Genomic DNA, 12,988 nt, shown 5'->3' with positions numbered 1-12,988 from the left:
AATGATTAAATCAATTCGTGTATCGGTATTATCCGCATTAGTTATAGTAAGCACCGGCTCATTAGCCCTAGAAAGCAGTTTAGGCGTTAAAGATTTACCCGTGCTCACTCAAGAATCGCAACATGTAGCTGCAGCTAAAAGAGTGTCATCTCAATTTTTGCGGGCCCATTACAAACCAATTGATTTAGATGATGAATTATCTGTAAAAATATTTGACCGTTTTATTCGTTCATTAGATTTTAATCGTAACGTGTTTACAGCCGAAGATATTGCCAAGTTTGCTGTAAATAGTAAAAAATTCGATGATGCTATTGAAAGGGGCAATTTAGGTATTGCTTACGAAATATACCAGTTAAACATGCAGCGCCGGACTGAGCGTTATCAATTTGCCCTTAGCTTGTTAGACAAAGAGTTTAACTTTGAAGAAGCGAGTGACAAATTTGTTTACGACAGAGAAGATGCTGAGTGGGCAAAAAACGAAGCTGAACTTGATGAACTTTGGCGTCAAAGAGTTAAGTATGATGCTCTTAATTTAAAGCTAGCCGGTAAAGATTGGCCAAAAATTCAAGAGCTATTAGCTAAACGGTACGAGCGAGCCATCAAACGCTTAACTCAAACCTCAAGTGAAGATGTATTTCAGACAGTGATGCATTCATTTGCAAGAAGTATTGAGGCTCATACCAGTTATTTATCACCACGAAATGCCGAACGCTTTCAAATGGAAATGAATCTGTCTTTTGAAGGTATTGGAGCCGTCCTATTAAGTGAAGATGATTTTACGGTTATCCGCAGCGTAGTGCCTGGCGGACCTGCGGATTTGTCACAGAAGATAAAACCAGAAGATAAGATTGTTGGTGTGGCTCAAGACGAAGATGAATTTGTTGATGTCATTGGCTGGCGCTTAGATGAAGTGGTTGAGTTAATTAAAGGGCCAAAGGGAAGCACTGTAAAACTACAGATTATGAAGGGCTCTTCTGAATCGACAGTTCCGGATGTTGTCACTTTAATTCGTGATAAAATCAAACTAGAAGACAGAGAAGCCAAATCTGAAGTTTATACGCCCAAAACAGGCCCTCACAAAGACCAAAAATTAGGGGTGATTGCTATCCCTTCTTTTTACAACAAATTGCACCAAGATGTACAACGAGAAATTGCAAGCCTTACAGAACAAGGGGTTGAGGGTATAATCGTTGATTTACGTGGTAATGGTGGAGGCTCCTTGACAGAAGCAACCTTATTGTCAGGTTTATTTATCGATAAAGGCCCAGTTGTACAAATAAGAGATGGGGCCGGTCGTATAAGGTTAGAGCAAGATGTTGATGGTAAGGTTTTCTACGACGGTCCTTTAACTGTTTTAGTTGACCGTTATAGTGCTTCAGCCTCAGAAATTTTTGCTGCCGCTATGCAAGATTACAATCGAGCTTTGATATTAGGTGAACAGACTTTTGGTAAAGGTACGGTACAACAACACCGTCCATTAGGTCGTATTTATGACTTATATGAAAACCCTTTGGGCAGCGTGCAATTTACTATAGCTAAGTTTTACCGCATTAATGGTGGCAGTACACAGCACAAAGGTGTGATACCAGATATTTTATTCCCATCAGTGATTGATCATGCTGATTGGGGTGAAAGCCAAGAAGATAATGCTTTACCTTGGGATAGTATTGCTCGAGCCAATTATACTACTTTTGGTGAAAACAAAAATGTAGTCGAAAATCTAACGGCACTTCATAAACAAAGAGTCAAAACCGAGTTTAACTATATCTATGAAGATATGGTTCGCTATAACCTTAAAAAAGAAGATAAAACTATATCGTTAGTTGAATCTGAGCGTGTAAGCGAAAAAGCGGAAAACGAAAAGCGTGCTTTAGTAAGAACCAATGAACGTTTAGCTAGGTTAGGACTTGAGAAAGTAGAAAACTTAGATGACTTGCCAGAAGAGTTAGACGAAATTGATGGATTTTTAGAAGAAGCGGCAAACATTACCTATGATGTTTTGGCTGCTGATGTATACGCAATTAATAGTAAACAAAAGTAAAACTCAAGGCCTCTAGTGGGGCCTTAAATTTATCTTTCATAAAAATAATAAGAAAAGGTTAATGCATGAGTGCACGCGGAGAATTTTCATCTCGAATTGGGTTTGTATTAGCCGCAGCTGGGTCAGCTGTTGGTTTAGGTAATATATGGGGGTTCCCTACACAAGTCGCTAGTAACGGCGGCGCAGCTTTTGTTTTAATTTATATTCTTCTCGCTTTTTTACTCGCTTATCCAGTATTAATGGCAGAACTTATCATTGGTCGAGCCACTCGTTCCAATATGGTTGATGCCCTAAGTAAAATTTCTAATGGAAATATTCTTGGTAAAGCTGCCGGAGTTTGGGGCTTTGTTACCGTGTCTTTAATTCTTTCCTTCTATGCTCTTGTTGCTGGCTGGATGTTGTCTTATTTCTTGCAAACCATAAGTGATATGACGGGCCAAGAATCGCTATCGACTTGGTTGGTAACCTCTTCTTATACACGAGATATTTTATTCTGTGGGTTGTTTCTATGCTTAACCGCTAGCATAGTAACTGGTGGCGTAAGTAAAGGTATCGAAAAATGGTCAGTGCGTCTAATGCCTGCTTTGTTTGTTATTATTGCGCTGTTGATCATCTATGTGTCTACTCTTGAAGGTGCAATTGATGGTTGGAAAGCATACTTGCAGCCAGACTTTAGCTTAATTTTCGATCCCAAATTACTCATTAATGCCATGGGCCAAGCCTTTTTCTCTATGTCATTAGGCGTGGGGACCATGCTTGTATATGGATCGTATGTCAGCAAAAAAGAAAACTTGCCTACCTTAGGTGCATCGGTCGCCTTGGTAGATATTGGCGTAGCAATACTCGCCGGTATGTTGATTATTCCTGCTATGTACGTAGCCTTACACAATGGTATTAAAATTTTTACGGATACCGGAGTGCTCATTGATGGACCTAATTTAATCTTCGCTGTTTTGCCGTCATTATTCGACTCTATGGGTACAGTGGGGGTGTTTGTTGCCTTTGTGTTTTTTGCCTTAATGTTAATTGCTGCGTTAACATCTTCAATTTCTATGTTAGAAGTACCTGTGGCTTTTGTCGTTGAAAGTAAGGGAGTTAACCGTAAAAAAGCAGTTTGGTTGTTAACCATTATAATTTTCTTAATTAGTTCAACCATCGCTTTTAATATGGCAACTCTGTTTGACTTAGTTGTTGATTTAACAACTAAATATAGTCAACCTTTGTTGGGCTTAGTCCTCTGTATTTTTGCAGGTTGGATTTGGAAAAGAGATCAAATATTAACTGAAATTAAACAAGGGAACGAACACGCAGAACAAAGCATATTTTGGAAGGTCTGGCCTTGGTATGTGCGTTTTGTATGTCCCGTTATTATTGTAGTAATGTTTTATCTATCCATTTTTGGATAAGCACCTTTGTAAAACCCTAAGATGGACTTAAGAATTCATGACTGAAGAAAAAAAACAAATAGAAGCATCATTATCAGATGCTCTCATTCCAATAATCATTCTCATTACTTTGTTAGGCGGGTCAGTTTATTTATTTGGAGATAACTCATCCTTCGGGCCTAATCAGATAGCATTATTAATAGCCATGGGTATTGCCTCAATCATAGGAATTAAAAATGGTTATAGTTGGGAAGATATTGAAAAGGGAATAATTAAAGGTATTTCAAGGTCTCTTGGAGCTATATTAATATTATTAGCTGTTGGCTCTTTGATTGGTACTTGGATGTTATCAGGCACTGTACCAACGTTGATTTATTACGGTTTAGACCTTTTAAATCCTTCAATGTTTTACGCGGCAAGTTGTTTAATTTGTGGCATTGTTGCTATGAGTATTGGTAGCTCATGGACAACTGCAGCAACGGTTGGTGTGGCATTAATGGGAGTTGCTATCGGAATGGGCATGTCAGAAGCCATCACCGCTGGTGCAATAATATCAGGTGCATATTTTGGAGATAAAATATCCCCATTATCAGAAACAACAAATTTAGCCCCCGCAATTGCAGGTACTAATTTGTTTGAACATATTCAATATATGATGTGGACAACTGTTCCTAGTATTATCATAACTCTTATTATATTTATGGTGATTGGCTTGGGTGCAGATATTCCTGATTCCAGTAGCAAGATTGAAGAAATGCAGGCTATCTTAGGACAAGAATTTAACCTTGGTTTTCATATGTTAGTGCCTTTATTTGTATTATTGGCAATGGCGATAAAAAAAGTGCCTGCTTTTCCAGCCGTTGCCATTGGCGCTCTTTTAGGTGGTATCTGGGCCATTATTTTTCAAGGAGACGTTATAACAAACCTAGCTAGCGATGAACCAAGCGCCCTAAGAGCATCCATTATGGTGGTTTGGACCGCTTTATTCGATGGTGTATCATTTTCGACCTCAAGTGAAACCCTCAATGACCTACTTAGTAGGGGCGGAATGTCGAGTATGTTAAATACTATTTGGCTAATTATGTGTGCCATGACTTTTGGCGCAGTGCTAGAAAGAGTAGGGTTATTAAAGCGTGCCGTGACCGCATTTTTAAAAGGGGCTAAAGGTGCAGGTGATATGGTGACACGTACCATTTTAACTTGTATCGGTACCAATTTGATTACTGCGGATCAATATATGGCAATCGTTATGCCTGGAAGAATGTATAAAGACGAATTTGAAAAACGAGGTTTAAATCAGTTGAATTTGTCTAGAAGCCTAGAAGATGGAGGCACCTTAACATCACCACTTATACCATGGAATACCTGTGGAGTTTATATGCAAGGAGTATTAGCAGTGAGTCCTCTGGATTACTTGTTCTATGCGTTTTTCAACCTAATAAACCCTGTACTTTCTATTATATATGCTTATTTAGGGATAAAAATACTTCGTATCCCAGTACCTGAAACAAATAAAGTATCTAAAGCATAATTAAACAAAGGCCATTTAGTCATAAATGGTCTGTTTCCAAGCTAAAATTTGTAATTTCTCGAGCGCACCATGTCTACTATATCTGCAAAAGTAAAAAAAAGAGCTGACTACCAGCCCGCTGATTTCACTATCAATAAGGTCAATCTACAATTTGAATTGCATGCTACTGCGACTCGAGTTGTTTGCATTACACAAATTGAACGTCAAGGAAGCCACCATAGGCCCTTAGTGTTAGATGGTGAAAGTCTAGAGTTGATATCTGTTACTATCAATGGTGTGGCACAAACAGATTATAAAGTAGAACCTGATTCATTAACTGTACCTACTGAACTGGATAAGTTTGAGTTGCGTGTTGAGAATATAATTAACCCTCAAGAAAATTCTAGTCTAGAAGGTTTATATCTATCTGCTGGCGCGTTTTGTACTCAATGTGAAGCTGAAGGCTTTAGAAAAATCACCTACTTTTTAGATAGACCTGACGTACTAGCTGTTTACGACGTCAAAATAATTGCTGATAAAACCCAATTTCCATTCTTGCTTTCTAATGGTAACAAGGTAACTGCTGGAGATTTACCGGATAATAAACACTTTGTTTCTTGGCAAGACCCATTCAATAAACCCTGTTACTTGTTTGCATTAGTAGCGGGGGATTTTGACCTTTTAGAAGATACCTTTGTAACCCAATCTAATCGAGAGATTGCACTACAGCTTTTTGTTGATAAAGGAATGTTAGATAGAGGTCCTCACGCATTAGAGTCTCTTAAAAAGGCTATGAGGTGGGATGAAACAGAATTTGGCTTAGAATACGATCTCGATATTTATATGGTCGTCGCTGTGGATTTTTTCAATATGGGAGCCATGGAGAACAAAGGCCTAAATGTGTTTAACAGCAAGTTTGTGTTAGCAAATTCAGAAACGGCTACAGATGAAGATTACTTTAATATTGAAGCCGTTATCGGCCATGAATACTTTCACAATTGGACTGGTAACAGGGTTACGTGTAGGGATTGGTTTCAGCTAAGTTTAAAGGAAGGTTTAACTGTGTTTCGTGACCAGCAATTTAGTGCTGATATGGGATCACCTATAGTTAATCGTATTAAAAATGTACGCGTGATCAGAGAACATCAGTTCGCGGAAGACGCCAGTGCTATGTCGCATCCTATTAGGCCTGACGAAGTCATGGAAATGAATAATTTCTATACTGTTACTGTGTACGACAAAGGTTCTGAAGTGATCAGAATGCTGCATACCATATTAGGTAAACAAGGATTTTTAGCGGGTACCAAACTGTATTTTGAACGCTTTGATGGTCAGGCTGTTACCTGTGATGACTTCGTACAAGCCATGGAAGATGCAAACGGTAAAGACCTAACACAATTTAGATTGTGGTATAGCCAATCTGGAACACCAAATATTGATGTTTCTGACGAATACGACTCAGATACTAAAACCTACAAAATTACGTTTAAGCAAAGTCATAAAGCAACCTTCGATCAGCAAGAAAAGCAAAACCTAGTTGTTCCTATTCAATTTAGTCTGTTGAATTCAAGTGATAGCCAACAACATACTTTAGAGTTAACAGCAGCATCTGAAACTCTAGAATTTAAAGAGGTAGGTACTAAACCAACACCATCTTTACTCCATAATTTTAGTGCCCCGGTTAAGTTAAGGTATGAATATACGCAGTCAGAATTAGCCGAAGTGATGGTTAAGTCTCCAGATGACTTTGCGCGCTGGGATGCAGGGCAATCCTTATTTAGTGAATGCATCCACAAAGCAAGTGGGCAAACAGATGCAGAAGGTCAGCAATTAATAGCCGATACAGTTAAATATTTTGAAGGGGTGATTAATAGCAAAGACATTAAGAACGACCTTAAAACTGAGATCTTAACTGTCCCAAGTTTTGAAACCTTGTTTCAACAAGCCGACTCAGTAGACATTGATAGTCTCTATAAAAGCCGTAAACAGCTTTTAACACAAATGGGGCAGACGTTTGAGGCGCAATGGAATGATATTTATCACAACCAAACCAAACCAAAATATGCATACAATCAAAAACAAGTTGAGCAGCGAAAGCTCACCAATTTGGCTCTTAAATACTTAAGCTTAGGGAATAAAACCTTAGCTAAAGATCTTATAAACGAACAATTTTCTAGCTGTGATAATATGACAGATTCATTGGGTGCATTAGCGGCATCACAGACTTGTGATTTAGATTTATTTGAAGGTCTGATGCAACGTTTTGAAGAAAAGTGGCATAACGATCCACTTGTGCTTGATAAATGGTTTTCACTCCATGCCAATACAGATAGGCATGATATTTTGTCGCGAATAGAGCTACTTATGAGCCACAGCCAATTTACGATTAATAATCCAAATAGGGTGAGAGCCTTAGTGGGGACCTTCGCATTTTTTAATGTGAAGGGGTTCCATAATTTAAATGGTAGTGGTTATAAGTTTGTGGCTGACTACTTAATAAAGCTCAATAGTGTTAACCCTCAGGTAGCGGCTCGTGTCATTACCCCTTTGATTCAATGGCAAAAAGTAGACAAAACTCGTCAAGCGCTGATGCAACATCAATTAATGCGCATTGGTGATACTAAGGGGCTTAGTAAAGATTTGTTTGAAAAAATATCTAAAAGTTTGCCTTAGGCAATGGCAACCTTATGCAGACATTCTATTTTACTTTATCCCTAAAATATGAAGAGTGTGAATCTTTATATCAACCAGGCATAAATACCGTTGTTATGACAGCAGACAACGGTAAACGCATTCAACTACCCGTAAAAAATTTACGTCCTCATGTTACCCGCACAGGTATTAAAGGTCGCTATAGGCTTGTTATTAATAGTGACAATAAATTCCAAAGTTTTGAAAAAATAGCCTAAATTATTTTTGCATAATTATTTATCCAAATGTCCCCTAAGTGCTTATATAAACAGTTTTACTTATATTAGTTGCATAGCTATGAATAATGTTAAATTTAGGTAAATTTAAAGCTTTTACTTGACGTTTTTTTTAGCGAGAATATCAATACTTGAATAAAAAACTGTATAAATCTCAGTCTTTTGTCTATTCTTTTATTGTTTGTCATCTAGGTTACACATCATCTTAGTTGATAAATATTTTTATTAAAATTTTGTCAACCTAATATGGGCAAACACATGACCGTTGTAGATAATCAGCATTCTGTTCTTCTTGAAAATGTCTATAAGTTAATCTCTAAAAAAGTCGCCTCTGAACAAGTATTACAAGTAAGCGATTTCTCTAAAATACTATTTAAAAATATCGCTAGTACTGATTTAGAAAATAGAAGTGATAGTGATTTATATGGGGCCACTCTGAGTCTATGGAATGAGTTTGTAGATTACACTGCAGACAAGCCTTTTATTCGCGCTTTTAATCCAGAAATCAGTAAACATGGTTGGCAATCAACTCATAGTATTGTGGAATTAATCGTAACGGATATGCCATTTCTAGTGGATTCAGTGCGTATGGCGCTAAACCGTATGGGAATTACAGCGCATTTATTGATTCATAGTCCTATTGCATTGTGCCGAGACAAAAATGGCAGAGTTGCTTCCTTTGAAGAACCCAATAGCAGCAAAAAAGGATTAATAAGACAAACAGTATTTCTAATAGAAGTTGACCGACAGACTTCTAAAAAGGCACTTGATAAACTGACAAACGAATTAATGTCTGTGGTAGAAGAAGTTTCATTAGCTGTTGAAGATTGGCAGCCAATGCGCACTCGTCTAAATGAATTGACAGAGGAATTGAGTAAAATTCCAAGTCCTTGTAGTACTGATCAAAAAATAGAAACCGAAAAATTCTTAGCTTGGTTAGGTGATCATAACTTTACTATAATGGGTTATCGTTCTTATACAGTAACTGGAATCGACGGAGACTACCGCTGGGTGGCTGATAACGATACTAGTTTGGGGTTAATGAAAAGCTCTAAAACAGAACGAGAAAGAGTACTATCAAATATCCCCCCATCTGCTCGTGAAGAAGCCCTCAGTAGTAACCCGCTAATGCTTACAAAAACTAGTACGCGCTCTAGGGTGCATCGTCCAGCCTATTTGGATTACATCGGGATCAAGAGATTTGACGATGCTTGTAATGTGGTGGGAGAAGATAGATTTATTGGATTGTACTCAGCTTCTTTTTACAACAGTAGCGCCACACATATCCCAGTTTTAAAGAAAAAGATCGATGATATTTCTAAATTATCTGGCTTTTACCCTGGTACCCATGGTCACAAAGCATTCTTAAACATAATAGAAACTTACCCCAGAGACGAATTATTACAAGGCACAGTTGAAGAGCTCGCACAAATCATATTAGGTATTTTTCAAATGCAAGAGCGTGGAATGTCCAGGCTATTTGTTCGTAAGGATATTTTTGGGCGCTTTGTATCTTGTATGGTGTTTGTACCAAGAGAACGCTACAACACTCAGTTAAGAAAAGACACTCAAGAATTATTAAAGAAGTCATTTTTGAGTGTTCAGGACGTAGAATTTACAACCTATTTTTCGGAATCAGTTTACGCCAGAACCCACTACATAACCCGAGTTAAAAATAACAATGCGGAATATAATGTGAAGGAAATAGAAAAGAACATCATAGAGCTTAACAAAAGTTGGGAAGATAGACTTGCATCTACTCTGCGAACAAATCACGGAGAAGCTAAAGCTAAAAAATTAGAAAGCTGTTATGGCAGTGGGTTTTCTAATAGTTACAAGGAATGCAATTTACCAAGTGCCGCATTGATTGACATCGAAAAGCTTGAGCAACTAAGCGCTGAAAATACCTTAGATATGTTGTTTTATCGTCCCTTGGAAGAAGGGCCCGATAGTAAAGCAGTGAGACTAAAGTTATTTCATAAAAATGAGCCTATTCACCTGTCAGCTGTATTACCTATGCTAGAGAACTTTGGTTTAAGAGTAATTGATGAAAGCCCCTACAAAGTTACTTTAGATAACGGCTCAGTAAATTGGATTATGGATTTTTCAATGCTTCATAATACCAGTAATGATATGGATATGGAGCAGGCTCAAATTTTGTTTCAATCTGCATTTTCGCAAGTTTGGTATACACAACTTGAAGATGACTCTTTTAACCGTCTGGTTTTAGGTGGTGGCTTATCGGGACGTAATGTTACTATTTTACGTTCTTATGCTAAATATATGCGTCAAATTGGTAGCTCATTTAGTCATGAGTATATGGCTAATACGTTGGCTAATTATCCTCAAATTGCTGCTCTACTTATTGATTTATTTAATCAAAAGTTTAACCCAGTCGTTAAACGCAGCGAGAAATTAGAAGATAAACTATTAACCGCCTTAAAGACCCAATTAGATGATGTTTCTAACTTAGATGACGACAGAATCATTCGTCGTTATTTAGATCTTATATTGGCAACGTTACGAACTAATTTTTATCAAAAAGATCCTGATGGCAATGATAAATCTTATGTATCTTATAAAATGTTACCAGAACTTATTCCGGACATGCCTTTACCTAGGCCAAAATATGAAATTTTTGTTTATAGTCCTCGAATAGAAGGTGTCCATCTACGAGGGGGCAAAGTTGCCCGTGGAGGATTACGCTGGTCAGATAGGCAAGAAGATTTTAGAACAGAAATATTAGGCTTAGTTAAAGCACAACAAGTTAAGAATACGGTTATCGTTCCCGTTGGTGCTAAGGGAGGGTTTGTCTGTAAAAAACTACCTGTGGCAAAAGGACGAGAAGCCTTTCTAAAAGAAGGACAAGAATGTTACAAAACCTTTATACGCAGCTTGTTAGATATTACGGATAACATAGTAGACGGAAAAGTTGTTCATCCAAAAGATGTGGTTCGTCTTGATGAAGATGATGCATATTTGGTAGTTGCAGCAGACAAAGGTACAGCAACATTTTCTGATATTGCTAACGGTATTGCTGAAGAATTTAACTTTTGGCTTGGGGATGCCTTTGCATCAGGTGGCAGTATTGGATATGACCATAAAAAAATGGGGATCACTGCTAGAGGTGCTTGGGAATCGGTTAAAAGACACTTTAGAGAAATGGGTAAAGATTGCCAAACCACAGATTTCACATGTGTTGCTGTAGGTGATATGGCTGGAGATGTATTTGGTAATGGAATGTTATTGTCAAAACATACTAAATTGGTGGTGGCGTTTAACCACTTAAATATCTTTTTTGACCCAGATCCAAATATCGAAACGAGTTATGCAGAACGTAAGAGATTATTTGAAAACCCATCTCTTGGTTGGGATGACTATGATAAGTCAATTATTTCAAAGGGCGGTGATATTTTTAGTCGCTCAGCTAAGTCGATAAAGCTTAGCCCTGAAATGAAAAAATCTTTAGGCACTAAACAAGCCAGCATGACACCAAACGAGTTAATCCATGCTGTATTGAAAGTGCCGGTAGATTTACTATGGAATGGTGGCATAGGTACTTATGTTAAAAGTAGTAAAGAAACCCATGCTCAAGTAGGCGACAGAGCAAACGATGACGTGCGTGTAAATGGTAATGAGTTAAAAGCAAAGATAATAGGAGAGGGCGGCAACTTAGGCGCTACTCAACTAGGACGTATCGAATTTGCTGAAAGTGGCGGCCGTGTTAATACCGACTTTATAGACAACGTCGGCGGCGTTGATTGTTCAGATAACGAAGTAAACATCAAAATTCTATTGAATACCTTAGTAAGCTCTGGTGATTTAACTGTTAAGCAACGTAATAACTTACTCTATGAAATGACCGATGAGGTAGGTGACTTAGTGATTCAAGATTGCTACAGGCAAACTGAATCTATATCTATTTCTAAATTAGGTGGTGTAGGTCAGCTAAGAGAGCAGCTTAGGTTTATTCACGGCTTAGAGCGCGAAGGTTATCTTAATAGAGAGCTTGAGTTTATACCTACTGATGATGAGATATCAGATAGGTTAGCAAAATCAGCAGGGCTAACCAGACCAGAATTATCGGTTTTAATCGCCTATGGCAAAATGGTAATGAAAGAACAGTTTAATATTCCTTCAATTACCGATAATCCTTATCACGGCAAATTACTTATAGAAGCGTTTCCTGTGAAGCTACAACAGACGTTTTCTTCACAAATGCAACAGCATCCACTTCGAAGCGAAATCATCGCCACTAAGTTAACTAATAATATTATTAATGATTTAGGTATGAACTATGTCTTTAGAATTCAAGAGGAGACTGGTGCTGCAGTCGACGAAATTGCTAATGCTTACGCTGTAGTAAAAGGCATCTTCAGAATGGAAGCACTATGGCATGAAGTTGAAGCATTGGATAACAAGATATCTTCTGATGTACAGTTAGGTATGTTAGATAGTATTCGCCGCACCATGCGCAGAGCTTCACGTTGGTATCTAAGACATGGTAATAAATTAATTGGCATTCAAGAAGCCATTGATAGTTACCAATCAACCTATGATGACTTGTTTGCTAATTTAGAAAACTATCTAGTAGAGGAAGAATTTGAAGAGTTACAGCTGGCTTGTACTAATTTGGAAAAATCAGGTGTAACTAAGACAACTGCCTTTAAGGTAGCGTCTTTAAGTAATATGTTTCCTTGTATGGACTTGGCTCAAATAGCCAAATCTGAAAACAAAAATATTAAACTGGTTTCGAATTTGTATTATAAGCTGGGTTCTAAGCTTGAGTTACATTGGTTCTTAGCTCAAATAGATAAACAAGCAGTGAGCAATCATTGGCAAGCTTTAGCTAGAGCGTCTTATCGCGAAGAACTAGATTGGCAACAAAGGTCGTTGACCTCTGTGTTATTATCAGCGGCTAAAGGTAATGATGCTGAAGTCATTCTAAAAAATTGGATGGACAATAATCACACTTTACTTGATCGCTGGTATCATATGATGTCAGAGTTCAGAACCAGTAGCACCCATGAGTTTGCCAAGTTTTCAGTTGCCCTCAGAGAGTTAATGCTTTTAAGCATCAACGCTAGCGACTGATAAAACTGTCTAACACAGCCCTGGTTGATAC

General features: G+C 37.8%; 6 protein-coding genes. All 6 read left to right on the top strand.

Going from position 1 to position 12,988, the window contains the following annotated elements:
* Window position 1: 1 nt before the first annotated feature.
* The 6 genes from prc (at window position 2) to ABJE44_RS14990 (ending at window position 12,957) form a co-directional block, all read left to right on the top strand.
* Complete coding sequence (gene prc / locus ABJE44_RS15015; RefSeq protein ID WP_348111433.1) at window positions 2–2,041, top strand: carboxy terminal-processing peptidase; 2,040 nt, start codon at window positions 2–4, stop codon at window positions 2,039–2,041.
* A 65-nt stretch (window positions 2,042–2,106) separates the two neighbouring features.
* Entirely contained in the window at window positions 2,107–3,447 is a 1,341-nt protein-coding gene (locus ABJE44_RS15010) for a sodium-dependent transporter (protein ID WP_348111434.1), read from the top strand.
* Window positions 3,448–3,484: 37 nt separating this feature from the next.
* The gene (gene nhaC / locus ABJE44_RS15005) at window positions 3,485–4,957 is read left to right on the top strand and encodes a Na+/H+ antiporter NhaC (RefSeq protein WP_348111435.1); all 1,473 of its coding nucleotides are present in this window, start codon (window positions 3,485–3,487) and stop codon (window positions 4,955–4,957) included.
* A gap of 69 nt (window positions 4,958–5,026) precedes the next feature.
* Complete coding sequence (gene pepN, locus ABJE44_RS15000; RefSeq protein WP_348111436.1) at window positions 5,027–7,609, top strand: aminopeptidase N; 2,583 nt, start codon at window positions 5,027–5,029, stop codon at window positions 7,607–7,609.
* A 14-nt stretch (window positions 7,610–7,623) separates the two neighbouring features.
* A complete protein-coding gene (locus ABJE44_RS14995) occupies window positions 7,624–7,845 on the top strand; it encodes a DUF2835 domain-containing protein (protein ID WP_133471546.1) in 222 nt (73 codons plus the stop codon).
* 276 nt (window positions 7,846–8,121) lie between these two features.
* A complete protein-coding gene (locus tag ABJE44_RS14990) occupies window positions 8,122–12,957 on the top strand; it encodes an NAD-glutamate dehydrogenase (protein WP_348111437.1) in 4,836 nt (1,611 codons plus the stop codon).
* Window positions 12,958–12,988 lie beyond the last annotated feature (31 nt).

The organism is Paraglaciecola sp., from assembly GCF_039942875.1.
Lineage (GTDB): Bacteria > Pseudomonadota > Gammaproteobacteria > Enterobacterales > Alteromonadaceae > Paraglaciecola.
Note: the sequence above shows the minus strand (reverse complement) of the source record. Positions and strands in the feature narration are given on the sequence as shown.